Raw genomic sequence first — 24,622 nt, 5'->3', positions numbered from 1 at the left:
TTGCCAAACAAGCTTTTGTATTGAGCTACAACTATTGCAGCTAACCCAAACGAAATAATCCGTTTTGCTCTTGCATCTTAAACGTTTTAGATGTAATTTTATGCTTATTATCTAAGCAATACTGGCTAGCTGCCTACGTCGATAACACTGTGTAGCACTAGCACGGAAAAACGATGCTCACTCATGCACTGGAAACAGTGTCGGAATTAAGAGCACAATAACAAGTCAGCACGACAAGACGCTGATAATGACAGGGTAGAAAAATGCAAAAAACACAACCGCTCAATGCTGACGTGGTCACTAACCACACCTTTACGCAGGTAAAGTGGATGACCTGCCTAATGTTCTTTGTTTTTGCTATGACCACGGATGCAGTAGGGGTGATTATCCCTGAAGTGGTGAAACAATTTAATCTATCGCTTACCCAAGCAGCCGCTTTCCATTATGTGCCCATGATTTTTATCGGTTTATCTGGGCTATTTTTAGGTCAATTGGCCGATCGCTTAGGCCGTAAGAAAATTATTTTGCTCGGTCTGCTTATTTATACCCTAGCCTGTGTCGCCTTTGCGGTTGGGCAAAGTTTTATGTTTTATCAGTTGTTACTGGGGCTATGTGGGTTAAGCATTGGTTTATTTAAAACCGGCGCTCTGGCGCTGATTGGCGACGTTAGTCATAACGCGAAAAGCCACACCAGCTTAATGAATCGGGTGGAAGGTTTCTTTGGGCTAGGTGCGATTGCCGGCCCCGCCTTAGTGGCTATTTTGATCAGTCAAGATATGGCGTGGGAACAATTGTATCTGCTGGCCGGCTTAATTTGTGCGGTGTTATTAGTGATTGCGTGGCGCATGGACTATCCCGCTTACACGCCACAACAACAGAGTAGTATTTGGGATTCACTGGTGCTGGTGAAAAACCCTTATGCACTCGGTTTCTCGCTGGCCATTGCCTGCTATGTGGCAACGGAAGTGGCAGTTTTTGTCTGGTTACCCACCTTGTTACAGCAATACGAAGGCCAATGGACCTTACTGGCGACACATGCCATTACGGTATTTTTTATCTTACGTGCTGTAGGGCGTTTTTTAGCGGAATGGCTATTAAGCCTATTCAGTTGGACCATCCTGTTAGCCTGGTTTAGTACCGCCATTGCCATTTGTTTCGCCCTAAGCATGTATAAAGGTGTCGAATGGGCTTTATGGTTAATGCCCTTGTCAGGTTTATTTATGTCGATGATGTATCCTACGCTGAATTCTAAAGGCATTAGCTGTTTCCCTCGCCAGCAACATGGTGCAGCGGCAGGCCTTATTCTCGCGTTCACTGCCTTAGCTGCAGCGCTTGGCCCCCTGTTTATGGGGATTATCGGCGATATGTTTGGCAATGTGCGCTATGGCTTTTATCTGGCGACCGGTTTTGCGTTGTTAATGGCAGCCGGTATGTGGTGGAACCATTTTGCCAATCCGGCGGAAGCTCAGTTACAGCGTTACACACATTAATTCTCCCCCCTCTTGGTTTAACTCTCTCGAGTTATACTATTCGCCCCGCGCTGCGGGGCTTTTTTATGGTAAATTAGGCAGCCGCTATCAAGCGAGATTTTAACTGTGTAGAAACGGACATAAACATGCACCCATTTATCAAATCCTGCAGCTTACTCCTTGCCATTATGCTGTTACCCGCCTGCGATGCCTTTAAAGGCCCCAGCGAAGCCGAACAAATTGAGCGCACTATTCGCCAAGAAGTAAATGCCAATAAACGTGGCTTAGAGGCGCTAATGCAAGTGGCCGCAACCACACCCTATGACGGCTTTGCCTGGCGCCGTGGTGAGCCGCTGCAAATTCGACAACGGACTGAGCAAGGGATGATACTGCTAGACGAGGCTACTGCCCCAGAAATTATTAGCACGGCAGTTAAGTTTAATGTACCCAGTTTTAGTATTGTGCGCTATCAGCAGGGCTGGCTGGTGGTGTTTCGTTATTATCTTACCGAGCATTGCCAAGCTGTGTATGCCTATGCTTATCACGGTGTGTTGCCTGAGACTCCGCAGTGCAGCGCGGATCTGTTTGCCGAGCAAGCCAATGGACAGTGTCAAACCCCGATCAATACCGAGTGGCAGGTTTTTAAAGAGTGGTTTTTTGCGCAATCCTTAGCGGATGAAGGTAATCCAATTTGCCAAGAAAAGGCGGCTGCAGGTTGGCAGGCGGTTGGCCAGCAACCTTAACCTTGCGAATAACAGTCTTGCGAATAAAAGTATTGAGGCACTGACCAGCGCGCTACCGCGCTGTCAGCGTATGTGTTAACGCCAGCTTAGCTGACGGGCGTTAACCAAAGCACCTGATAAGGTTGCAACATTAAGTTTGGTGCCTGATAAGCAGTATCAGTGAGCGCGTCTTGCCATTGGCTGGCTGGCAAAGAGCTAAAGGCCTGAGTAACTTCACTAAAGTTAACCACACATAACACGCTTTGCTGGTCGAGCTGGCGACGATAAGCAAATAAATGCGGATTACCGGTTTGCAGAATTTCCGTGCTACCACTGCCTAGCGCGTCTAAACGGCTGCGCACCGCAATCAACTGCTGTAATTGACTGTAAATTTTGCCAGACAAACTGCTTTTATCGCTGGCACTCGCGAGCTGCGCTGCCGTTACCTTCACCCGATTGACCCAACGGCTATCATCTTTCTTGGCAGGATCTTGCTGATAATTATAGTCATTAAGTAAACCTAACTCGTCGCCCATATACAGCAACGGCAAGCCACCAATACTCAAAATCACGCTATTAAGCAAGTAAATGCGAGCCAGTGCATTTACCAAGTATTGGGGGTTATCTTTTTGTAACGCTTGCTCTACCCCCGTCAGCGATGCCAGCATTCCTGCTACACGGCAATCGCCTGTCACCGGATTTTGCTGGAAGGGTACGCCAGTCGCGAAACTACCAGCAAACTGGCCAGTGTAAAATTGGTTTAAAAACTGCCGGTGATGATCTGGGTTAATCCCCAATTGCCAGGCCACGTTGTCGTCAAAAGTCCAACCAATATCATCGTGACAACGAATATAGTTTACCCAGCTGCAATGCGGATCTATGGCAAAGCGTCGTTGCAAGGATTCGGTTAACAACCGTGTTTTTCGGGTAGCGAGGCTATTCCACAATAACGCCATTAACAGCGGGTTGTAAGAGAGCTGGCATTCTCCTGGCGCGATATATTTTACCACTTCGTCAGGATGAACAATGGCCTCCGATTTAAACTGTAAGGCGGGTGCGGCAATACGCGCCACCGCATTAAACGCTTGAATCAGCGTATGGGCTTTAGCTAAGTTTTCGCAGTTAGTGCCCGCTTCTTTCCAAACAAAGGCTAAGGCATCTAAACGTAGTACGGCCGCGCCTTGGTTAGCCAAAAACAGCATTTCTTCAGCCATGGCATTAAAGACTTCAGGATTGGCGTAATTGAGATCCCACTGAAAACTATTAAAGGTGGTCCATACCCAGCGTCCTACTGCAGGTTCAAAGGTAAAGCAACCACGGCGAATTTCGGGAAAGATTTCGCGCAGCCAAGGCGCATATTGCTCGCGCTCTTGCTCGTCAAAGAAGAAATAATAATCTTGATATTGTGGATCCCCCGCTTTGGCTTTAAGCGCCCAGCGATGCTCGTCGGAGGTATGATTAAACACAAAATCTAATACTGGCCGGATCCCCTCGGCATGTAATGTAGCCATGAGTTCAGACAATTGGCTCATGCTACCCAAATGCGGCATGGTTTTGCGGTAATCAGATACCGCATAGCCGCCATCACTGTTAGGTTCAGGTGCTTTAAACAACGGCATTAAATGCAAATAATTGATGCCGGTTTGTTTTAAGTACGGAATACGCGCCGCTAAGCCGGCAAAATCATCGGCAAATAAGTCGACATAGCAAGCTGAGCCTAAGGCCGTTGCTGATTTATGCCATTGCTGCGGCGCCTCATCTTCCGCTAACAGATAATCTGGCCGCTGGGCCACGGCCTTAGCCAAGTTTTTTAACAGCTGTTCTAAATGGTAGTAACAGTCGTAGCGCTCTGCGTAAAGCTCAAGATAAAGTGGCAACAACTGAGGTAAACACTGTTGCAGACGCTGTTCTAAAAGAGGCCAACGACTTTTAGCACTTGCTTTAAGTGACGAGCTGTATCGTTTAAGTAAAATCTCGCACTCGGCCTGAAGCGCTTGCGGATTTTGTAGAAGTTCGCGGGATGTTTTTTTCATCATAACCTGCTTAATAAAGCTAACCTTGTCAGGCTTATATTTGCCTTATTTCAGCAATTTTTCAAGTAAAAGCTAAAAAATAATCAATTTATCCGGCAAACGACTTTACTCTCGTCAAGCCTTCAGCTAACTTACTCTTAAACATTTAAGCTGCGATGTAGAAGCGATGGCAACACTAGTCACCGCTTATGCCGCAGTTAGGCAAGTTTTAACCCGGTTAAAAGCAGGCTTTTTATGACAATTCCAGTATGCTGTTTTGGTGAAGTGCTGATTGATTTTTTACAAGATCCGCAGCAACCGGCGCAATTTCGGCGCTTTGCCGGTGGCGCGCCAGCGAATGTTGCCGTGGCGATTTCCAAGTTAGGTGGCCATAGTCGTTTTGTCGGCATGCTCGGCAAGGATATGTTTGGCGATTTTTTACAAACCGAACTAGAGCACTATGGTGTGGATTGCAGTGCTACCGCGCGAACCAGTGCCGCTAAAACCGCACTGGCTTTTGTGGCACTAAATAGCGAAGGTGATCGCAGTTTTTCATTTTACCGGCCACCAGCAGCTGATTTACTGTTTACTACCGCACACTTGCCAGCTGATTTTTGGCGTCAAACTGCGATTTTGCACCTTTGTTCCAACAGTTTAACCGATGCGGCTATCGCGGAAACCAGCTTTGCGCTGGTAAAAGAAGCCAAAGCGCGCGGCTGGTTAATCTCGGTTGATGCCAATTTACGCCATAATTTATGGGCAGAAGGACAGGCAGACCGGCATTTAGTGCAGCGTTTGCTAGCACTGGCGGATCTGGTAAAACTGAGTGACGACGAACTCAGCTATTTGGCAGCTGGCCAATCTGCGACGACATGGTTAAAACAGTTACAACTGTCTGCCAGCTGGATTGTGATTACCGCAGGCAGCAAAGCAGTAACCAGTTACATTGCGGGTGAGAGCATGGAAGTGCCAGTGTCGCCGGTGAAAGTGGTGGATACCACTGCCGCAGGTGATGCTTTTGTTGGTGCTTGGCTGTATCAGTTAAGTCAGTTGTTAGTGCATAGCCCACTTTCCAATATTCTCGAAAGCCGTGGTCTACAGCAGCAAATTATTAGCAAAGCCATTCATGCTGGCTCCTTAACCTGCCAACACTTTGGCGCCTTTACTGCGCTTCCAACCCGCTATGAATGGGAAGCGAGTTAATAGCACAATGCGCAATATCAGGCCGCTGTGACAGCGCATAGCGGCTTTCTTAGAAAGAAAAATGGCAAATCACTGATTTGGAACTACACTTGTTAAGTACCGTAAGTGAAAGGAGTTTTGCCATGCGTAGTGTTCCTTTAATACTGCTACTAACCTGTTTTTTTAGCTTAAACATGCTACTTACCGCCTGTAAACCTGCATCGCAACAGCCTGTACCTGAACCGCAAGCTGCTGCAGAGCCTCTACCCTTAGCAAACACAGACTGCGTGCTTAAAGTTGGCTTTGATGCATGGGAACCTTACCATTATCTTGGCCAGGGACAAACGGCTATGGGGATGGATATCGAAATATTACAAAGCCTGGCGACAGAAATGCAGTGTGAACTGCAATTACAGCAAGATGCTTGGACAACCCTGCTGGCCAAGCTACAGTCTGGTGAGATTGATTTATTGCCTGGCGCTTCGCGCAGTGCTGAACGCGCACAGTTTGCTTGGTTTTCTGAGCCTTATCGCCAAGAACAATTTGTCTTGTATACCCGTGCCGATAATGAATTAGCTTTTACAGACATACCCACCTTACTGGCAGCTGGCCATAAAATTGGTCTGGTCAGTGATTACTATTATGGCGCAGAAATTGATTCCTTATATGGCAGCATGCCGGAAGCCTTTGTTAACGCGCAAATTGCCGAGTTAAATATCGTCCGTTTACTGGATGAGGATATTAGCGCGGTGCTGGAAGATAACTTTGTGGCTACCGCCATGTTACGTAGAAAAGGTTTAGAACAACAAATTGTGCCGCATAACCTAAGTTTACCGGCTTCAGACGTCCACCTTATGCTTAGCAAAGCCAGCGTTAGCGAAGCACAATTGCTTGAACTAAATAACGCGATTAATCGCTTAAAACAAAATGGCAGCTTAGCGGAGATTTTACAGCGTTATCAGCTTTGATCTTGCGTGATTTAACTTAGATTTAGCAAGAAAGAGTACACAGACCAAAAAGGGTTGCGCCAGCAGCCCTTTTTTTTTACATATCATTGCTGTAATAAACCATAACTTGTTATTTCTTAAAATAAGCATAAAATATGCGCGAATAAATTAATAGAGATTACGAATTTGTTATGGATGACGGCATGGTATTAGCTAAAACCAACAAAGGTATTACTTTAGTTGAAATGTTGGTGACAGTCGCGTTGTTAGTGATAGTGTCCACTATTGCTGTACCCGGCTTTAACCAGCTATTGCAAAGCCATCGCAGTAGCACCCAAGCCCAACTGTTTTTCCAAAGTGTGCAATATGCCCGCACCGAGGCGGTAAGACAAAATGTCGCCATTTCAATTAGGCCACACAATAACGGTTGGTGTGTGCACAGTGGTTCGAGTTGTACAGCCGCGACGGCCCTGCGCGAATTGTCTGATACCAGCCAGCTTAGCGGCAACACCTTTACGATCATGGCCTTTAATGGCCGCGGCCGCCGCGTAACACCCGCGGCAGCCAATGTCACCGTAAGATTTCAACCTAAACCTTGTACAGGGAATAGCGCCAGCTTAATCGACATTTCGGCTTTGGGCCATCCGCTATTACGCAGAGGAGCCTGTCAATGAGCTTTAGTCATAAAACTAAACGCAGCAAGCCTCATTTAACCCGACGAACTGTACGCCAGCAACAAGGGTTAAGCCTATTAGAGGTATTAATTTCAGTTTTGATTTTAACCCTGGGCTTACTTGGCGTCGCAGCCCTGCAAACCCAAGCTTTAAGAACCTCAGCCGATGCGCAGTATTTTCAACAAGCCACCCAGTTGGCCAATGACTATTTGGAACGGATTCGCGCTAATAGTAACAATGTTGGGCAATACGCCATTGCCCAAACCCAACCGAATTGTACGGCCCCTAATCTAACCGGCAGTGCTGCTGAACAAGATAAAACACTTTGGTTACAGCAAATTGCGTGTAGCCTGCCTGATGGTTCTGCACTGGTCGCTATTAATAATCAGCAAATTCGCATTAGCATAAGTTGGTTTGATCGTGCTGCCAATGCGAATACGGCCGCTCGTACTAACCAATTTAATCTGACCAGCCAATTATAACGATATTCAGATGAACGGAATTCATATGCCTAGTTTCTCTCCCAAACGGCGCTATCTGGCGTTTACCCTAGTTGAGTTGATGATTGCGCTCGCCCTGGGCTCTTTGATTATTTTGGCCGTTACCCAAGTGTATTTAAGCAGTGCCCAAACACAAAGATTAAACAATGAACTTGCCTTATTAAACGATAAAAGCTTGTTTGCTTTAGAAATCATAGAGCGCAATCTAAGGGAAACAGGGTTTGGTAGCTGTGCGCCCGAAAGCATGATAGGCGATTGGGTCGACTGGGGCGCAGCCAATAGCATGAGCGGCATGCTAAGACTTAATGTCGGCATCCGTGGTTATGAACATACAGGCACCCAACGCGGTAATAGCTATACCCTGCCCGGCACGCGCAATTTTGCCACCAATCCGGTAGCGCCCATCCCGAACACCACCTTATCGGGCTCCGATATTTTGGTATTACAGCATCGTAATACCCAGCAAGTGAGAGTGACGGGGCCTTCGTCTGCAGGCACTCTTGGTAACAATAGTCTTTGCTTAGGCGGTATTGGCCAAGCAGGCAACGAAGTGCAAATACGACAGAATGGTATCATTCCAAATAACAGCTTAATTTTCCTTGAAGATGGCTGCCAAAGTGGAGATCTGTTTGTCAGCACTGTTACAGCAAACAGTGGCCTCATTACTTTAAATAAAGACAATAGCTTTAACCGAACTGGAACAGGAACAGGAACTGGAACAGGAACTGGAACTGGAACTATTCCTAGCGTAGTTGGCTTTTGTAACCGGTATGAAGTGGGTGATGACATTAGTCTGACCATCATTGAACAGCGTGCCTTTTTTATTGCCAATAATGCTAACGGTGAGCCAGCGCTGTTTATGCAGACCTTTGGCACCAACAATCAACAAAGTGCCTTAGAAGAAATTATTGCAGGGGTCGAAGCTATGCAAATTAGCTATGGCCTGCACAATAATGCCAGCACACGCACCGTGAGCAACTATGTTAGCGCCAACGCGGTAAGCAATTGGCAGGATGTGGTAAGTGTGCATATCAGTTTGCTACTGCGCAGTAATGATAATGTGCTGCCCGCCAGTCAAAGCCAAAGCCTCACGGTAAATGGCACTACCTTGGTGACGCCAGCCGATCGACGGGCGCGTTTAGTGCTTAGCTCAACCACTGCCATAAGGAATCAGACGTTATGAAGGCGATAGCAACACGCCAGCAAACCGGCGCAGCCTTGTTGATTTCAATCATTATGCTGCTAATTATTACCGTTTTAGCGCTTAGCAGTATGCGTGGCAGCATTCTGCAAGAACAAATGACCGCTAATCAGTATGACTACCAACTGGCCTTTCAAGCAGCTGAGGCGGCGTTGCGTCGTGGCGAACAATTACGCCGCACTAATGCTGGCTTTGTGTTACTACCCATAGGCCCCACACCGCCAATAGATAATTGGCGCAATTTAAGAGCCAATTTTATTACCGTCACTATGCCTACTGGCCATGGTTTGGCAGCACAACCGCAAGTCCTTACTGAAGAATTAGATTTTGACAGTAGCAACAACACCTCGCGTATCCGCGTTACCGCTATTGGCTTTGGCGCACGCGCCGAAACTCAAGTTGTTTTGCAATCCATTGTGGCCCTTTAACTAAGATGGAATTTAGCTATGTCTTTTCGCATTAAACCGCTTATTCTTGCACTCGCACTGACGGGCTGTTATAGCCTTAATACGCTAGCTAATGACACCGTCAAGCTAGCAGAGACGTCGCAAATCCTTACTATCAACGCGACGCCAAATATCTTACTCATTCCTGATACTTCAGAAAGTATGCAAGAAGGTTTAGATGGCCGTGTAGCTATAGATTGGGCAAACTGTACACCTGGCCCGACAATGCAAGACTTAGCCAATTCCACCTGTATAGCTGGTGCAAGAAGTCCATTTAGTAAAGCGAGCGCCGTCAAACGAGTGTCAAAACGTATCATTCAGGACTATGGTGTTACTGGGAAAGTAAATATTGGTTTATTAAGCTACCAGCAATATCCTGCAAATGAAGAGTTTAATTCAGTGTTTCCAACAGCGAGAAAACGCGGAACAGCATTGTGGCGACTTTATCATCGCCCAATTGATGTCAGACTCGATCGAAGAGCGTTGCCAGATTATTACAAGGATCACGACGGACCATGGAATGCAGCTGATAAACGATATCGTGATCGGCATCCATACGCAAGTTCACAATATTTCTTCTATAACAGTGCTATCCCCGGTTATGAGAGATCAGACTTTACAGAGTTTTGTGTCACTAGTAACGAATCAAATGACCAAGGAGCTTCTTTTCCTAGTACCTGCTATGACAACCTAACACGAAACTCTAGTAATAATTTAGTCTATGGGAATCAAACTTTTAATGGCAACATCTATCTTGTAGATAGTATGCGCCAGAGAGGTATTACCAGCTTCGGGCAATATCTGAATTATCTGCCACTTTATCAGAATGAATGGCGTTCAACGATGTCGCCTGGACTAGGCTTTTTGCACGTCCCGATAGGAGGCATAAGAAAAGATGATTCAGGTAGAATAGTTGGCATAGATACCAACCACTATAATAACCTGCTTAAGAAGCTGGAGCCGCAACGTATTAATTGGAATGGCTCAGGCAATCCGATGATTGATCCAAATTGGCCGCTCATTTCAGCAGGTTTAAACCCTATTGAAGGGGCTATTTATACTGCTAGAGATTATTTCTTAAATAACACAACTTATTTCAAATCAGACCAAGGGAATACGGGTAATCTAACCATCCCACAAAGCTGTGGTATTAATGCAGCGGTATGGGTAACTAATGGTTTACCTTCGGTAGCCCCTAATGGCTCACCATATGGAACTAATCCTGTACAAGCGATGCAAAATGCTCGAGTAGCAATACAAAGTTTTTATAACTCAACAGGAGCCTCAGCTACACTAGGAGGCCCCGTAAAAACCTATATTGTTGGTTTTGCCATGCCTCCTGGTATTGCTAATATTTTTAATGGCGTAGAAGGTTTCACTACTAACAACCCTTTAGATTACCTAGCCAAAGCCGGTGGTACAGAGTTGGCTTATAATGCGACTAACGAAGAAGCCTTACTTATGGCCTTGGATACTATTTTTCAAAGTATTGTTAGAGATAGCATCACCTCTTCTGGCCTAGCCAGCACCTCGACTGAACTTAGCACCGATACTAAAGTTTTTCAGTCTGAGCTAAATACCATTAATTGGAGTGGCGATTTACTGGCGCTAAATCTTAAAGGCGGCACCCGTGATAAAGCCAAGCCCGCTTGGCGAGCAGCGACTAAGTTAACAGCCAAAGGCCATGCTAACCGAAATATTTTTGCGAGCTATAATGGCGAACGTTTTATTTTTAAAGCCAATTCGGTGCCAAGCGGCGTTCGTAACCTTTTAAAAGCGAGAGGCGAGACGGATGATCAAGCCAATTTACGCCTAAATTATCTTCGTGGTGATCAGAGTAACGAAGGTGCTGGCAGCGGTAAATTCCGTGAGCGGGTGGGTCTGCTAGGGCATATTGTTAATAGCACACCACTTTATGTTCCTGCCGGATCAAACCGACCTGCCATGCTCTACATTATGGCTAATGATGGCATGTTACATGGTTTTAATGCCAATACTGGGGAAGAGCTGTTTGCCTATATTCCTGGTGCGGTCCTGCCAAAGTATCTGCGTTATAGCGCAGCTAACTATGCCGGTGAATTTATGCTGGATGGCCAATTGGCTTACCATGAAGCAAATGGCAAAGTGTTGTTAACCGGTACTGGGGGTACTGGGGTGAAGTCGGTATTTGCGTTAGACGTTAGCAATCCGAATAACTTTGTACCTAATAATATACTTTGGGAAGCGTCAGGTAACAGCGCTTTCGGTGGCCGATTAGGGTTTACCGGCAGCCAACCGCTTATCAGCGAATACGATGGCAAAACCGCACTGATTATTGGTAATGGCTATAATAGCCAGCTTAATAAGTCTGCGTTATTAGTCATTGATTTAAATGAAGGGAAGCTGCTAAAACACTTTGAGCAAGACGGCCAAGGGTTTGGTTCGCCGGGTAAGCTAGATTTAACCCGCAATGGCAAACCTGACTTTATCTATATAGGCGACTTTAACGGCAAGTTATGGCGTTTTGCTCTAAATACTGCAGCCATTAATGGTGTAGCAGAAAGTCAACATCTCTTTACTGCTGAGAACAATAGACCCTTAGTAGTTGCGCCAGTCACAGCAAGTCATCCTGATGGCGGTGTTATGGTGGTATTTGGGACAGGTGAATTAATGACAACGGGTAGTCGTACTTCCACGGCGGCAGAATTTGTTTATGCGTTTCATGATAAATTTGCGCTGCCCAGTGTTACCCCCTATAACGATAGTCATCTTATAAAACACCAACTTTCGGGCTTCAGCAGTCGCAGTTTAACCACTGGTGCAATGGATAATGGTAAAGTAGGTTGGCGCGTGCAGTTACCAGGCGGAGAGCGAGTGTTAGCCAATGCGGCAATTCGCCGCCAAAGTGTTATCTTTGGCAGTTACAAACCCGATAATACGCCTTGTAGTGGCGGTGGCCAAGGCTATATGACCGAACTCAATTTACTCCGTGGCAGTCGCACCTCGACCACAAATCCACCTAGTAAACCGGTCGAGGGCATTCCGAGAACGCCAATTTTTATTGAAGTACCCAAAGGTGGCACGCTATCCGATCCTAACTGCACAGAAAACTGCACCTATTTGCCTGATGACAATGAAATTGTGCTTATTGGTGAGCAAGACGAACAACAACAGGTGATTAAAGGCCGACAGCTATGGCGAGAAATAGACAGATGAAGTTTTTACGTGGTTTTACCTTAATTGAGATGATGATAACAGTGGCCATTATTGGTATTTTGGCCAGTATTGCCTACCCTAGTTATAATGAATATGTGTTAAAAAGTCGTCGTGCCGCCGCGCAAGCCGATTTAACTGAGCTGTCGCAATGGCTGGAACGGCAATTTACCGCCAATATGAGTTATTTAGTGAATAACAAAGCACCGACCTTACCCTTTAGTCAGTCACCACGTTCAGGGGCAGCGCATTACACTATTAGCTTTAAGGGTAATGTGACTAACCAAAATTACGAATTGTTGGCAAAACCAACCGGTGCGCAAGCAAAGGATAGCTGTGGCGATCTGACACTAACACGCAGCGGTGCCAAAACAGCCGCAAAAACCGGCTGCTGGTAACTGATAAGTTATACTTAACATGCTGAACTGATTTCAAATTGCGCCAGTAAACCTTGAATATATAAGGGATACTGGCATAATCAGTTAATCTTCTCAATTCAGTATTAGTCTGGGATAAATAGCCAGTATGGCGGTTAATAGTAACTCTACTCTGCTTAAAAGACTCATCCAGCAAAATTTTATTGATGGTGACAAGGCTTTACGCTTAATAAATGAAAAGGGACGCCAATATCGCACCCTACCGGAGCTATTGATTAATGAAAAATTGATTTCCGCTCAGGCCTTGGCAGAAACCGCCGCCAGTATCAGTCAGCACCTGATGCTCGATCTGGATTATTTTAATTTGGCGACCATCCCTGATGAGTTGCGCAATGAAAAACTTACCCGTAAAAGCGATATGCTGCCGCTGTCTAAACGTGGCAGAACCATGCATTTGGCGGTGGTCGATCCGACTAATATAGCGGCGATTGAAGACTTTGAATTTAATGCCGGCTTGAACGCCGAAATTGTTGTGGTGCAATATGACAAACTGCACAAACTCCTCGATAAACTGTTTGAAAATGCTTACGACAGTATCGGTGGCGGCGAAGGTGATTGGGATTTGTCTGCCATGGGCGTGGTGGAAGACAATACCGAGGAAACCGAAGCGGTTCAGGCTGATAAAGAAGATCAGCCCATTATCACTTTTATTAATAAAATTTTATTAGATGCGATTCGCAAAGGCGCTTCGGATTTGCATTTTGAGCCTTATGAAAAGCAATACCGTATTCGTTTTCGTATCGATGGTATTCTCACTGAGGTGGCAAGCCCGCCCGTTGCCTTGGCGACACGTTTATCCGCCCGTTTAAAAGTCATGTCACGATTGGATATTGCAGAAAAACGGGTACCACAAGATGGTCGGATTAAGCTGCGAATTTCTGCTAAAAAGTCTATCGATTTTCGGGTAAGCACCTTACCTACCCTGTGGGGCGAAAAGATTGTAATGCGGATCCTTGATTCTGATAGCGCGATGCTCGGAATCGATGTTTTGGGATACGAGCCAGAGCAAAAACAACGTTATTTAGATGCGTTAGCCCAGCCGCAAGGCATGATATTAGTTACCGGGCCAACCGGTAGTGGTAAAACGGTGTCGCTGTATACCGGTATTGCAATTTTAAATACCGAAGAAACCAATATCTCCACGGCTGAAGATCCTGTAGAAATTAACTTACCCGGGATTAATCAGGTTCAAGTGAATCCTAGAGCAGGTTTAACCTTTGCTTCGGCCCTAAAAGCCTTTCTGCGGCAAGATCCAGATGTGGTAATGGTGGGGGAAATTCGTGATTTAGAAACGGCAGAAATTGCGATTAAAGCTGCACAAACCGGCCACTTGGTCTTATCAACCTTACACACCAATTCGGCGCCAGAAACGCTGACTCGCTTACTTAACATGGGTGTCCCTGCCTATAACGTGGCCAGCTCAGTATCACTGATTATTGCCCAGCGCCTAGCACGACGACTTTGCCCCAAATGTAAAGTGCAAGAAGATATTCCAGCCGCAGAATTATTACGTCAGGGATTTCGGGAAGACCAGCTGGATAAGATTACCATTTTTAAACCTGTTGGTTGTGAGCATTGTACTAATGGTTACAAGGGACGTGTCGGTATCTATGAAGTGATGCCGATTAGCCAGCGCATGGCTGATATTATTATGGAGAATGGTAATTCACTGGATATTGCCAGTCAGGCGCAACGTGAAGGCATTCATAATCTTCGACAATCGGGTTTAATTAAAGCGGCGGCGGGTGTTACCAGCCTAGCAGAAGTAAACCGGGTAACTAAAGGATGATAAAAGATGGCGCAGACGCAAAAATTTAAAATTAAAGAGCTGCAAGTCTTTACCTATAAGGGTATCAATCGCAAAGGCGATCGCAAGTCAGGTGAAATTAAAGCGACCAGTATTGCAGAAGCAAAAGCGTTGTTACGCCAACAAGGGGTTACACCCTCAGGCGTAAAGAAAAAACCGCGTTCACTGTTTGGTGATGAAAAACGCATTACCGCAGCCGATATTGCAATTGTCACCCGCCAAATTGCCACTATGCTCGGTGCTGGGGTGCCTTTGGTGCAATCCATTGATTTAATTGCAAACGGCTCTGATAACAAAAGCTTACGTGCATTGATGCAAAAAATTTCAGTCAAAATTCAAGCTGGTTTACCCCTATCTGACACCTTACGCGAACACCCCAAATACTTTGATACTTTATACTGCGACTTGGTGAAATCAGGTGAGCAATCGGGAGCCTTAGATAGGATCTTTGATCGAATTGCCATTTACAAAGAAAAAGCGGAAGCGTTGAAATCAAAAATCAAAAAAGCCATGTTTTATCCGGTGGCCGTTTTGGTGGTTGCCGCCATCGTAACCTCAATTTTGTTGATCTTTGTGGTGCCGCAATTTGCCGAAATTTTTGGTAGCTTTGGCGCTGAGTTACCCGCCTTTACCTTGTTTGTATTAGGGATCTCCGAACTGATGCAACAGTACTGGTGGTTGGTGTTAGGGATCCTGGTTATCGCTGGAATTATGACCGCGAAAGCCTATCGCAATAGTCTTAAGTTTCGCACCGCTGCCGATGCCCTGTTACTCAAAGCGCCGGTAATTGGTAACATCTTAAATAAAGCTGCAGTGGCGCGCTACGCTCGCACACTGTCTACCACCTTTGCGGCTGGTGTGCCTTTGATTGAAGCCCTAGAATCATCTGCTGGCGCCTCTGGCAACGAAATTTATAAAAAAGCAATCTTAGATGTGCGCGATGAAGTGTCGTCAGGTAACCAGATGCATTTCTCCATGAAACAAACCGATCGCTTCCCAGAAATGGTCATACAAATGGTGGCGATCGGCGAAGAGTCGGGGGCGCTCGATAGTATGTTAGCAAAAGTCGCTAATATTTATGAGCAAGAAGTCGATGATGCTGTGGATGGCTTAACGGCCTTACTCGAGCCACTGATCATGGCGGTATTGGGTGTGATCATTGGCGGCTTGATTATTGCTATGTACCTGCCAATTTTCCAATTAGGAAATATTGTTGGATGATGGATTTACTTAGCGCTTTACAACAAAACCCTTGGTTATTTATCAGTTTGACTGCCTTAGTCAGCCTGATTGTCGGCAGTTTTTTAAACGTATTGATTTATCGCCTGCCGATTATGATGGAGCGGGAATGGCAAGCTGAATTTAGTGAGTATTTTCAAACTGCAGCATCAGCTAAACCTTTAGCCACCTTTAATTTAGCGGTGCCACGCTCGGCTTGCCCCAGCTGTCACACCCCAATAGCGGCCTACGACAATATTCCGCTGTTAAGCTGGTTAGTGCTTAAAGGTCGCTGTCGGCATTGCCAAGCTCCGATCAGTGTCCGTTACCCTGCCGTCGAATTGCTGACTGCAGTGCTTTCTGCGGTGATTGCCTGGCAATATGGGCCTACGCTAATAACAGCGATGTTACTTTTTTTGACTTGGGGCTTAGTGGCATTAAGCTTTATTGATATTGATAAAATGTTGCTTCCTGATCAGTTAACCTTGCCCTTACTCTGGTTAGTGTTAATCTTCAGTTTGTCGGATGCGGCTTTTGTTAGCCCTGCAGAAGCTATACTAGGCGCAGCGGCGGGCTATCTCAGTTTGTGGGTGGTCTACTGGGCCTTTAAATTACTCACCGGTAAAGAAGGCATGGGCTATGGCGACTTTAAGTTATTAGCCATCTTTGGTGCCTTACTGGGTTGGCAGCAACTGCCTTTAATTATTTTACTCTCCTCGTTAGTCGGTGCCATTATTGGCGCTACTTTACTGACCATTCAAGGTAAAGATAAAGCCACACCTATCCCCTTTGGTCCTTATATCGCCGCAGCTGGTTGGATTGCCATGCTATTTGGTGAGGCTATTACTGCGGTTTATCTAGGTTATTTGGGTTTATGACAGGCATCGATACGCCGAGTTTACTAATTGGTCTAACCGGTGGTATTGGCAGTGGTAAAAGTACGGTCGTGGCAAGATTTCATGAACTCGGTGCCAGTTATGTCGATGCTGACATAGTCGCACGTGAAGTTGTAGCTCCTGGCACAGCTTGTTTAGCTGCTATTGTTGCACAATTTGGTCACGACTTTTTACAACAAGATGGTCAGCTAAACCGAGCTGCGCTGCGGCAACGGATTTTTCAGGATGCCGCAGCTAAACAATGGCTGGAGGCTTTACTTCATCCCGCTATCCGACAAGCAATGATAGCGCAACTGGCCGCTAGCCAAACCCCCTATACACTCTTAGTAGCACCCTTGTTACTAGAGAATGGCTTAAATAAACTGGTGCAACGGGTATTGGTGGTCGATGTAACGACAGAAACCCAACTGCAACGAGCAATGCTCCGCGATAGTAATAGTGCAGCGCAAATTAACGCTATTATGTTAGCGCAATTTAGTCGAGAACAACGGTTAGCACTAGCGGATGATGTGATAGACAATAACGGCCAACCTAGTGATCTTCTGCCACAAATTCAGCAGTTACATGAAAAATATCTTGAACTTAGTCAAAAAATAAGACACAAATAGCAGTGATGACTGCAGAAATTATCTACGAACACCCGTTAAGTGAAAAAATTCGCACCTATTTGCGAATAGAGCATCTTTTTGCACAATTATCTGCCTTACAAACTTCAAGCCAACATGCACAACAGCTTAGTTTTTTTAGTACCTTATTCGCATTAATTGATGTCTTAGATCGCAACGATGTGCGCCCTGATTTGATTAAAGATACTGAACGCTGTGAAAGCCAGTTAGTGGTTTGGTCTAAACACCCTTCAGTGTCTGACAAGAAACTACAACTGATGCTGCAACAAGCTTTGCGTTTGCAAACGGAATTACTGCGCAGTGGTAAACTGGTTAGTCAGCTGAAAGAGGATAAATTTCTAGCACCATTACGGCAGCGTTTTGCTATGCCAGGTGGTTGTTGTTATTTCGATATGCCGCAGCTGCAATATTGGTTAGGCTTACCGGATGACGAGCAACAACAACAAAAAAGAGATTGGTTAAATCAATTACAACTCGCCAAACAGGCTATTGAATTTGTGCTGAACTTTATTCGGGAACGTGGACAATTCTCTGAAATTCAAACAGAATCGGGATTTTATCAGCAAAGTGCTGAGCAGTATGAATTATTGCGAATAAAATATTTACATAGCTGCTGTTCTTTCCCTACCGTAAGCGGTAACCGTTATCGCTATGCTATTCGTTTTATGCAACTATCTGAGCAAGAAGGCCGTAGCGCCTGTGCCGAAGCCGTCAACTTTCAACTGGCTTGCTGTTAATCGACGCAACAAGCTTTATACTCGCTGCCCACCTAAACCATGAATCTGTTACAATTGCACTTAGCAATGATATAGCACGAAAGTGAATGGAGCTGTTTGTGTCAACAACTGTAAAATGCCCGACCTGCGAGAAGCCTGTGATTTGGGCACCAGAATCAATTTTTCGTCCCTTTTGTAGCGAGCGCTGCAAATTGATTGATTTGGGCGATTGGGCGGCAGAGAATCACCGCATCCCAGATAAACTGCCTATCGATCAGCAGTTATCAGAAGAATATCTGGCCGAACTTGAGCAGGATATGCTGCAGCAGGACAACCAGTTTTTTAAAGAGTAAAGCAGCTCTTTAATCACTAAGTCGGCACAGAGAAAGCTTGCTGTAATCGCGCCACTATCGCTTGGTTAGCTTCTGGAAAGGTTAAGTGATGCAAACTCGCAATATCTGCCCACTGCAAGGGTTGGCCTTCCACGCCTGTTGGCTCGCCATTAAAGTCAGTAACTAACCAAATGTCCAGCAACACGGTGCGTTCAGGATAATCGTAACTGAGCTGCATAAAGGGTTCGCAGGCAGTGACTGTGATCGCCAGCTCTTCCTGTAACTCGCGCTTTAGTGCAGCTTCCACCGTTTCAGCAGCTTCTACCTTACCACCAGGGAACTCCCACTTACCGCCCTGATGTTGAGCGGCATTTCTTAACGCCAACAGCACTTGCTGCTGGCGTAGAATAACCCCGACTGCAACATGCAATGTTGACTTAGGTAAGCTGGCCATGGCAGTGCTTATATTTTTTGCCTGAGCCACAAGGGCAAGGATCGTTACGCCCTACTTTTACCCCATCACGTAGCACTGGCGCGTTATTATGCACACCGGGTGGTAATTCACCGCCAATCTGCTCAGCCTCAGCATGCTGGAAATCAAGCGGTACGTTATCTGCTTTACGACGCTGCTCTTCTACCGCTTCTACATCTTCTGCCGCTCTTACCTGAACTCGGCTCAAGACACCAATCACGTCCAGTTTTAAGTTATCCAACATGGTGGAGAACAACTCAAAGGCTTCGCGCTTATATTCCTGTTTCGGGTTCTTTTGCGCATAACCACGTAAATTGATACCTTGGCGCAAATGATCCATCGCAGCTAAATGCTCTTTCCAGTGGGTATCTAAGCTCTGCAGCATGATGGCTTTTTCGAACTGACGCAGCACAGCTGCCCCAACCATTTGTTCTTTTAGCACGTAAGATGCGGCAATCTCTTGCTGAATACGTTCACGTAGTTTTTCTTCAAACAGTTTAGAATCGTCTTTTAACCACTGCGCGATGGGCAGCTCTACCCCAAAGTCTGCCTGCAGTCTTTGCTCTAAGCCGGGAATATCCCACATTTCATCTAAAGACTGTGGCGGGATATAGTTGCTGATCACATTTTCTACTACATCTTCACGAATGGCTTGAATGGTTTCACTGATATCAGTAGCGTCTAGTAAGTCATTGCGTTGCTCATAAATAACTTTACGCTGGTCATTGGCAACATCATCAAATTCTAGCAACTGTTTACGAATATCAAAGTTACGCGCCTCTACCTTGCGCTGGGCATTTTCAATAGCCCGGCTTACCCAAGGGTGCTCAATGGCTTCACCGGGCGCCATACCTAAGCGACGCATCATGCCTGCCATTCTGTCAGAGGCAAAGATCCGCATTAAGGCATCGTCAAGCGACAGATAAAAACGGGAAATACCCGGATCGCCCTGACGACCGGCTCGACCCCGTAACTGATTGTCAATACGACGTGATTCATGTCGCTCAGTACCAATGATATGCAAGCCACCGGCGGCGATAACAGCGTCATGGCGTTGTTGCCAGTCGGCTTTTGCGGCGGCGATAGTAGCATCATCAACTGCGGCGCCTAAGGCTTTTAGTTCAGATTGCAAACTACCACCCAATACGATGTCAGTACCACGACCCGCCATATTGGTTGCAATTGTCACTGTACCTGGTCTACCAGCATCGGCAATAATTTGCGCTTCGTTCGCGTGGAATTTAGCGTTCAGTACCTGATGATTAATTTTGGCTTTATTCAGAATAGTTGATAAATACTCTGAGCTTTCAATCGAGGCCGTCCCCACCAGTACCGGTCTGCCAGCATCGCGAGCTGTTTTGATATCTTCGATAATAGCGTTGTATTTATCTTCGGCTGTCAGATAAACCAAGTCTGCCAGATCCTGGCGCACCATCGGCTTATTGGTAGGCACGACGATGGTTTCTAAGCCATAAATTTGTTGGAATTCGAAGGCTTCAGTGTCGGCAGTACCGGTCATACCGGCAAGTTTGTCGTATAAGCGGAAATAGTTCTGGAACGTAATAGACGCAAGGGTTTGGTTTTCATTCTGAATACGCACACCTTCTTTTGCCTCTACCGCTTGGTGCAACCCTTCAGACCAACGCCGCCCTTCCATGGTACGCCCGGTGTGTTCATCTACAATGATAATCTCACCGTTTTTCACTACATAATCGACATCACGTTTAAATAACTGGTGTGCACGTAGCGCGGCATAGACATGATGTAACAAGGTAATATTGGCTGCAGAGAATAAGGTATCAGTTTCGCCAATCATACCGCGTTCACGCAGCATCTCTTCGACTTTGATTTGACCTTGCTCGGTCAGATAAACCTGCCGTGCCTTTTCGTCAACAGTAAAGTGGCCATCACCATGATTGCCTTCTTCATCTTCTTTCTCTTGTTTGATAAGTTCAGGCACTAGGATGTTAATTTGTTTATACAGCTCAGAACTGTCTTCCGCCGGACCAGAAATAATTAACGGCGTACGCGCTTCATCAATTAAAATAGAGTCAACTTCATCGATAATGGCATAAGCTAGATCTCGCTGTACCCGATCTTGTGGCGAAAAGGCCATATTATCGCGCAGATAATCAAAACCGAATTCGTTATTCGTGCCATAGGTGATATCAGCAGCGTAAGCTTGTTGTTTTTCTTGATGCGCTAGCCCCGGGATATTCACCCCTACCGTCAAACCTAAAAAGCTAAATAATGGTTCATTGGTTTGGGCGTCACGCTTGGCGAGGTAATCGTTTACGGTAATAACATGCACCGATTTTCCGCTTAAGGCATTTAAGTAAGCAGGTAAAGTTGCGGTTAAGGTTTTACCTTCACCCGTTCGCATCTCCGAGATTTTGCCTTGATGCAAAACCATACCGCCCAATAATTGCACATCGAAATGTCGCATAGCGAATACGCGTTTACTCGCTTCACGCACAGTAGCAAAGGCTTCAGGCAACAAATCATCCAAGCTTGATCCGGCTTGTACCCGCTGTTTAAACTCGCTGGTTTTATTTTTTAATTGTTCATCACTCAGCTTTTCGTATTCAGCTTCTAGAGCATTGATTTTTAAGACCTGCTTTTTTAATTTTTTTAAGAAACGGTCATTACGGCTACCAATTAATTTGGCGAAAAAGTTTCCAAACATTATCCAGATACCATTCTAAGTTAAAACTGCTATGCAGCCCTGGCGATGCCAGTATTTATAGTAATTGTAAAACCCTACCATCTGAAGCTGCAGCGGGTTTAACCAGGCGTTCTTGTCGCTAAAGTATGGCCTGTCCTTAACGTCAGGCACTGGCAAAAGTAAACAAGATATGGTGCTGTTTTATCAGAGTTTCAAGGGGTGATGCTACTGCCCCGCTTGAAAAACTGCTACACTCTTGCCGCCATCATCTTAATCAAAACAGGTTACCTGCTGATGAAACGTTACAGCCACAAACCGGAAGATTTAGCTAAGCTGTTTGGCCAAAGCCCGTTGGCAAAAGTGCAACGACAGCATCAACAAGTGAGTCAACTTAATGCCGAACTATGCCAGATCTTGCAATTATCGCAACTGACTTTTTGTCAGGTTGCCACCATAAAAGAAGGCCGTGCGGTGATTTTGTGCAGCTCTGCCGCCTGGGCGACCCGCCTGAAAATGCAACGCGATGCCATTCTAGACAATTTCCGCAGAAAAATCTTGCCTGATTTAGCAGGGATTGACATTGAGGTCTCCCCTAATGGCCAAAATATGCCATTGCTAGTGCAAGAAGTACCGACAACACCTTATATTGCCAGTATGAGTGAAGCGAGTAGAGCGAAATTACAGCAAGCGGCTAAGCTAACGAATGGCTCAGTACAACAAGCGTTACAACGTTTACTTAAATAACCATACCGAACCGGAGTGCTGTGGATAACTTTGGTTTGGTAACAGCACCCGCTGGATAGCGAGAGCTAGCTAAGTGTCGAGTATAAAAAAAGCCGCATAGCGGCTTTTTTTAAAGTATGGATTAGGCTAATTGCGGGGCAAGAAAAGAAATAGGCAACTCGGCTTTATCTTCAAAAGTCACAAATTCCCAATTTTCTTGGTTGGCTAAAACAGCAGCTAATAGCTGATTGTTTAAGGCATGGCCTGTTTTGTAGGAACAAAACTCACCCAAGATGCTGTAGCCCGCCATGTAGAGATCGCCAATGGCATCCAGAATTTTATGTTTGATAAATTCATCTTCGTAACGTAAACCGTCTTGGTTTAGCACGCGATATTCATCTAATACTACGGCATTATCCATGCTGCCACCTAGCGCCAAATTGTTAGCCCGTAAAAATTCAACTTCGTGCAGGAAGCCAAAAGTACGAGCGCGGCTAATTTCTTTAATAAAACTCGCCGCAGAAAATTCCATAACAATATGCTGAGTGGTCTCGGCAATCACAGGATGATTGAAACTGATGGCAAAATCCAATTTAAAACCATTATAAGGTTTAAATTCAGCCCATTTATCACCGTCTTCAACCCGCACTGCACGTTTGATGCGAATAAACTTTTTCGCCAAACGCTGTTCTGCAATACCGGCTTCGAGCAACAGGTAAACAAAAGGATTGGCACTACCATCCATAATAGGGATTTCAGCGGAATCGACATCAATAATTAAGTTATCAATACCCAGGCCCGCGATAGCCGCCATTAAGTGCTCTGTGGTTGACAAACGCACACCTTGCTCATTAATTAAACAGGTACACATCACCGTATCACCCACTAGCGAAGGGGTGATTTTGAAGTCAACTACTGGGGTGAGGTCAACACGTCGAAATACGATACCCGTATTGTCAGGTGCAGGCCGGAGAGTGAGCGTAACCTTTTCACCTTTGTGTAACCCAACACCGACGGTACTGACTGTGTGGTTGATGGTACGTTGTTTAATCATAAGTTTTTCCTGCTCAATTAGTAAGCAATCATAAACGGGCGCGCAGCATAGCATATGACAATAAATATGCCAAATGAAAGCTTAACAGCGAATGAACCCTGTCTGCTATTTGCTCAGTAAAGCGCAGCCGCCAAGCGGCCGCACTTAGTCAGCTTGTTTACGTAAAAATGCCGGTATATCGAAAATATCAATACCACCTTTTACTTCTGCCTGAGGCTTAGTTTGTGGTAACTCTTCGCGCTGAGCCGCAACAGCGGGCGCAGTCTGTCTAGCCGCATTACCATGTTGGACATAACTTGTCGTTACAGGTTCAGCACGGTGAGTTGGCACCAGACTAATATCTGGACGACGATCCGCGCCAATGCCCGTGGCAACTACGGTAACCCGCAGCTCATCATGCATTTCTGGGTCGATTACTGCACCTACTACCACAGTGGCATTTTCAGAAGCAAAAGCTTTTACGGCGTTACCGACAATTTCAAACTCTTCGATACTTATGTCTAAGCCCGCGGTGATATTCACCAATATACCTTTAGCACCAGATAAATCGATATCTTCTAATAAAGGGCTAGAAATGGCTTGTTCTGCCGCTTCTTCAGCACGATCTGGACCACTAGCACGGCCAGTACCCATCATCGCAGTGCCCATTTCTGACATTACGGTGCGAACGTCAGCAAAATCCACATTAATTAGGCCCGGACGGGTAATTAATTCTGCAATGCCCTGCACGGCACCCAATAAGACGTTATTAGCGGCTTTAAACGCATCCAGCAAGCTGGTGCCTTTTCCTAATACTTTTAATAGCTTATCGTTAGGAATAGTAATTAAAGAATCAACATGCTTACTTAACTCTAAAATCCCTTCATCCGCATAAGCTGTACGCTTTTTCCCTTCAAATGGGAAAGGCTTGGTCACCACGGCAACCGTTAGAATACCCAATTCTCTGGCCACTTCAGCCACGATAGGTGCTGCGCCTGTACCCGTGCCACCGCCCATACCTGCAGCGATGAAAATCATATCCGCACCTTGTAGGGTTTTCTTGATGGTTTCGCGATCTTCCTCAGCTGAGCGGCGACCAATATCTGGATTTGCGCCAGCACCTAAGCCTTTAGTGACGCTGGCACCCAACTGTAAGGTCACATTCGCAGAAGAATTACGCAACGCTTGCGCATCCGTATTGGCAGCTACAAATTCTACCCCTTCAATATTGCTGGCAACCATATATTCAACAGCATTACCGCCGCCGCCGCCAACCCCTATTACTTTAATGACAGCTTCTTCGCTGTGGTTTTCCATTAACTCAAACATAGCTCTCTCTCCGTTTTTACGCT

At 45.8% G+C, this 24,622-nt stretch carries 22 protein-coding genes; 17 read left to right on the top strand and 5 right to left on the bottom strand.

Features of this window, described 5'->3' with window-relative positions:
* The first annotated feature begins 263 nt into the window (after positions 1-263).
* On the top strand, positions 264-1,490 hold the full coding sequence (locus ACO1PK_RS08975) for an MFS transporter (RefSeq protein WP_423185307.1): 1,227 nt from the start codon (positions 264-266) through the stop codon (positions 1,488-1,490).
* Between the two features lie 125 nt (positions 1,491-1,615).
* Complete coding sequence (locus ACO1PK_RS08970; RefSeq protein ID WP_423185306.1) at positions 1,616-2,212, top strand: hypothetical protein; 597 nt, start codon at positions 1,616-1,618, stop codon at positions 2,210-2,212.
* Between the two features lie 86 nt (positions 2,213-2,298).
* Here the strand turns inward: ACO1PK_RS08970 and ACO1PK_RS08965 are convergent, their stop codons facing one another.
* Positions 2,299-4,224: an alpha-amylase family glycosyl hydrolase gene (locus tag ACO1PK_RS08965; protein ID WP_423185305.1), complete on the bottom strand. Its 1,926-nt coding sequence runs from the start codon at positions 4,222-4,224 to the stop codon at positions 2,299-2,301.
* 234 nt (positions 4,225-4,458) lie between these two features.
* Here ACO1PK_RS08965 and ACO1PK_RS08960 point away from each other — a divergent pair, with 234 nt between their 5' ends.
* The 14 genes from ACO1PK_RS08960 (at position 4,459) to yacG (ending at position 18,398) form a co-directional block, all read left to right on the top strand.
* Entirely contained in the window at positions 4,459-5,406 is a 948-nt protein-coding gene (locus ACO1PK_RS08960) for a carbohydrate kinase family protein (RefSeq protein WP_423185304.1), read from the top strand.
* A 122-nt stretch (positions 5,407-5,528) separates the two neighbouring features.
* Positions 5,529-6,353 carry a substrate-binding periplasmic protein gene (locus tag ACO1PK_RS08955; RefSeq protein ID WP_423185303.1) on the top strand — a complete coding sequence of 275 codons (825 nt, stop codon included), beginning with the start codon at positions 5,529-5,531 and terminating at the stop codon, positions 6,351-6,353.
* Positions 6,354-6,535: 182 nt separating this feature from the next.
* Positions 6,536-7,006, top strand: coding sequence for a GspH/FimT family pseudopilin (locus tag ACO1PK_RS08950; RefSeq protein ID WP_423185302.1), 471 nt, complete (start codon positions 6,536-6,538; stop codon positions 7,004-7,006).
* The gene (gene pilV / locus ACO1PK_RS08945; protein WP_423185301.1) at positions 7,003-7,488 is read left to right on the top strand and encodes a type IV pilus modification protein PilV; all 486 of its coding nucleotides are present in this window, start codon (positions 7,003-7,005) and stop codon (positions 7,486-7,488) included. Before ACO1PK_RS08950 ends, pilV begins: the two co-directional genes overlap by 4 nt.
* Before the next feature lie 25 nt (positions 7,489-7,513).
* On the top strand, positions 7,514-8,689 hold the full coding sequence (locus ACO1PK_RS08940) for a PilW family protein (RefSeq protein ID WP_423185300.1): 1,176 nt from the start codon (positions 7,514-7,516) through the stop codon (positions 8,687-8,689).
* Positions 8,686-9,135 carry a pilus assembly PilX family protein gene (locus tag ACO1PK_RS08935; protein ID WP_423185299.1) on the top strand — a complete coding sequence of 150 codons (450 nt, stop codon included), beginning with the start codon at positions 8,686-8,688 and terminating at the stop codon, positions 9,133-9,135. Before ACO1PK_RS08940 ends, ACO1PK_RS08935 begins: the two co-directional genes overlap by 4 nt.
* An 18-nt stretch (positions 9,136-9,153) precedes the next feature.
* On the top strand, positions 9,154-12,348 hold the full coding sequence (locus ACO1PK_RS08930; RefSeq protein WP_423185298.1) for a pilus assembly protein: 3,195 nt from the start codon (positions 9,154-9,156) through the stop codon (positions 12,346-12,348).
* On the top strand, positions 12,327-12,743 hold the full coding sequence (locus ACO1PK_RS08925) for a type IV pilin protein (RefSeq protein WP_423185297.1): 417 nt from the start codon (positions 12,327-12,329) through the stop codon (positions 12,741-12,743). The genes ACO1PK_RS08930 and ACO1PK_RS08925 overlap by 22 nt, the downstream gene beginning before the upstream one ends.
* A 127-nt stretch (positions 12,744-12,870) precedes the next feature.
* Positions 12,871-14,571, top strand: coding sequence for a type IV-A pilus assembly ATPase PilB (gene pilB / locus ACO1PK_RS08920; RefSeq protein ID WP_423185296.1), 1,701 nt, complete (start codon positions 12,871-12,873; stop codon positions 14,569-14,571).
* A gap of 6 nt (positions 14,572-14,577) precedes the next feature.
* A complete protein-coding gene (locus ACO1PK_RS08915) occupies positions 14,578-15,810 on the top strand; it encodes a type II secretion system F family protein (protein WP_423185295.1) in 1,233 nt (410 codons plus the stop codon).
* Positions 15,807-16,685: a prepilin peptidase gene (locus ACO1PK_RS08910; protein WP_423185294.1), complete on the top strand. Its 879-nt coding sequence runs from the start codon at positions 15,807-15,809 to the stop codon at positions 16,683-16,685. Before ACO1PK_RS08915 ends, ACO1PK_RS08910 begins: the two co-directional genes overlap by 4 nt.
* On the top strand, positions 16,682-17,311 hold the full coding sequence (gene coaE / locus ACO1PK_RS08905) for a dephospho-CoA kinase (protein WP_423185293.1): 630 nt from the start codon (positions 16,682-16,684) through the stop codon (positions 17,309-17,311). Before ACO1PK_RS08910 ends, coaE begins: the two co-directional genes overlap by 4 nt.
* A gap of 5 nt (positions 17,312-17,316) precedes the next feature.
* On the top strand, positions 17,317-18,066 hold the full coding sequence (zapD, locus tag ACO1PK_RS08900; RefSeq protein WP_423185292.1) for a cell division protein ZapD: 750 nt from the start codon (positions 17,317-17,319) through the stop codon (positions 18,064-18,066).
* Positions 18,067-18,164: 98 nt separating this feature from the next.
* Positions 18,165-18,398 carry a DNA gyrase inhibitor YacG gene (gene yacG, locus ACO1PK_RS08895; protein ID WP_423185291.1) on the top strand — a complete coding sequence of 78 codons (234 nt, stop codon included), beginning with the start codon at positions 18,165-18,167 and terminating at the stop codon, positions 18,396-18,398.
* A gap of 16 nt (positions 18,399-18,414) precedes the next feature.
* Here the strand turns inward: yacG and mutT are convergent, their stop codons facing one another.
* Together mutT and secA are read right to left on the bottom strand one after the other, a co-directional pair.
* Positions 18,415-18,831, bottom strand: a complete 417-nt coding sequence (gene mutT, locus ACO1PK_RS08890) for an 8-oxo-dGTP diphosphatase MutT (RefSeq protein ID WP_423185290.1) — start codon at positions 18,829-18,831, stop codon at positions 18,415-18,417.
* Positions 18,815-21,535 carry a preprotein translocase subunit SecA gene (secA, locus tag ACO1PK_RS08885; protein WP_423185289.1) on the bottom strand — a complete coding sequence of 907 codons (2,721 nt, stop codon included), beginning with the start codon at positions 21,533-21,535 and terminating at the stop codon, positions 18,815-18,817. Before secA ends, mutT begins: the two co-directional genes overlap by 17 nt.
* 273 nt (positions 21,536-21,808) lie before the next feature.
* Here secA and ACO1PK_RS08880 point away from each other — a divergent pair, with 273 nt between their 5' ends.
* Positions 21,809-22,258: a DUF721 domain-containing protein gene (locus ACO1PK_RS08880; protein ID WP_423185288.1), complete on the top strand. Its 450-nt coding sequence runs from the start codon at positions 21,809-21,811 to the stop codon at positions 22,256-22,258.
* Positions 22,259-22,379: 121 nt separating this feature from the next.
* Here the strand turns inward: ACO1PK_RS08880 and lpxC are convergent, their stop codons facing one another.
* Together lpxC and ftsZ are read right to left on the bottom strand one after the other, a co-directional pair.
* A complete protein-coding gene (lpxC, locus tag ACO1PK_RS08875; protein WP_423185287.1) occupies positions 22,380-23,291 on the bottom strand; it encodes a UDP-3-O-acyl-N-acetylglucosamine deacetylase in 912 nt (303 codons plus the stop codon).
* 144 nt (positions 23,292-23,435) lie between these two features.
* Complete coding sequence (gene ftsZ, locus ACO1PK_RS08870; RefSeq protein WP_423185286.1) at positions 23,436-24,599, bottom strand: cell division protein FtsZ; 1,164 nt, start codon at positions 24,597-24,599, stop codon at positions 23,436-23,438.
* Positions 24,600-24,622 lie beyond the last annotated feature (23 nt).

It is taken from the genome of Alishewanella sp. d11 (genome assembly GCF_049390205.1).
GTDB lineage: Bacteria > Pseudomonadota > Gammaproteobacteria > Enterobacterales > Alteromonadaceae > Alishewanella.
Note: the sequence above shows the minus strand (reverse complement) of the source record. Positions and strands in the feature narration are given on the sequence as shown.

Coding starts and splice junctions, on each gene's coding strand:
- lpxC (WP_423185287.1), bottom strand. CDS start 23,291: ATGATTAAACAACGTACCATCAACCACACAGTCAGTACCGTCGGTGTT.
- ACO1PK_RS08960 (WP_423185304.1), top strand. CDS start 4,459: ATGACAATTCCAGTATGCTGTTTTGGTGAAGTGCTGATTGATTTTTTA.
- ftsZ (WP_423185286.1), bottom strand. CDS start 24,599: ATGTTTGAGTTAATGGAAAACCACAGCGAAGAAGCTGTCATTAAAGTA.
- ACO1PK_RS08970 (WP_423185306.1), top strand. CDS start 1,616: ATGCACCCATTTATCAAATCCTGCAGCTTACTCCTTGCCATTATGCTG.
- ACO1PK_RS08950 (WP_423185302.1), top strand. CDS start 6,536: ATGGTATTAGCTAAAACCAACAAAGGTATTACTTTAGTTGAAATGTTG.
- ACO1PK_RS08940 (WP_423185300.1), top strand. CDS start 7,514: ATGCCTAGTTTCTCTCCCAAACGGCGCTATCTGGCGTTTACCCTAGTT.
- ACO1PK_RS08935 (WP_423185299.1), top strand. CDS start 8,686: ATGAAGGCGATAGCAACACGCCAGCAAACCGGCGCAGCCTTGTTGATT.
- ACO1PK_RS08975 (WP_423185307.1), top strand. CDS start 264: ATGCAAAAAACACAACCGCTCAATGCTGACGTGGTCACTAACCACACC.
- pilV (WP_423185301.1), top strand. CDS start 7,003: ATGAGCTTTAGTCATAAAACTAAACGCAGCAAGCCTCATTTAACCCGA.
- coaE (WP_423185293.1), top strand. CDS start 16,682: ATGACAGGCATCGATACGCCGAGTTTACTAATTGGTCTAACCGGTGGT.
- zapD (WP_423185292.1), top strand. CDS start 17,317: ATGACTGCAGAAATTATCTACGAACACCCGTTAAGTGAAAAAATTCGC.
- mutT (WP_423185290.1), bottom strand. CDS start 18,831: ATGGCCAGCTTACCTAAGTCAACATTGCATGTTGCAGTCGGGGTTATT.
- ACO1PK_RS08925 (WP_423185297.1), top strand. CDS start 12,327: ATGGCGAGAAATAGACAGATGAAGTTTTTACGTGGTTTTACCTTAATT.
- ACO1PK_RS08955 (WP_423185303.1), top strand. CDS start 5,529: ATGCGTAGTGTTCCTTTAATACTGCTACTAACCTGTTTTTTTAGCTTA.
- ACO1PK_RS08880 (WP_423185288.1), top strand. CDS start 21,809: ATGAAACGTTACAGCCACAAACCGGAAGATTTAGCTAAGCTGTTTGGC.
- ACO1PK_RS08965 (WP_423185305.1), bottom strand. CDS start 4,224: ATGAAAAAAACATCCCGCGAACTTCTACAAAATCCGCAAGCGCTTCAG.
- ACO1PK_RS08930 (WP_423185298.1), top strand. CDS start 9,154: ATGTCTTTTCGCATTAAACCGCTTATTCTTGCACTCGCACTGACGGGC.
- pilB (WP_423185296.1), top strand. CDS start 12,871: ATGGCGGTTAATAGTAACTCTACTCTGCTTAAAAGACTCATCCAGCAA.
- ACO1PK_RS08910 (WP_423185294.1), top strand. CDS start 15,807: ATGATGGATTTACTTAGCGCTTTACAACAAAACCCTTGGTTATTTATC.
- ACO1PK_RS08915 (WP_423185295.1), top strand. CDS start 14,578: ATGGCGCAGACGCAAAAATTTAAAATTAAAGAGCTGCAAGTCTTTACC.
- secA (WP_423185289.1), bottom strand. CDS start 21,535: ATGTTTGGAAACTTTTTCGCCAAATTAATTGGTAGCCGTAATGACCGT.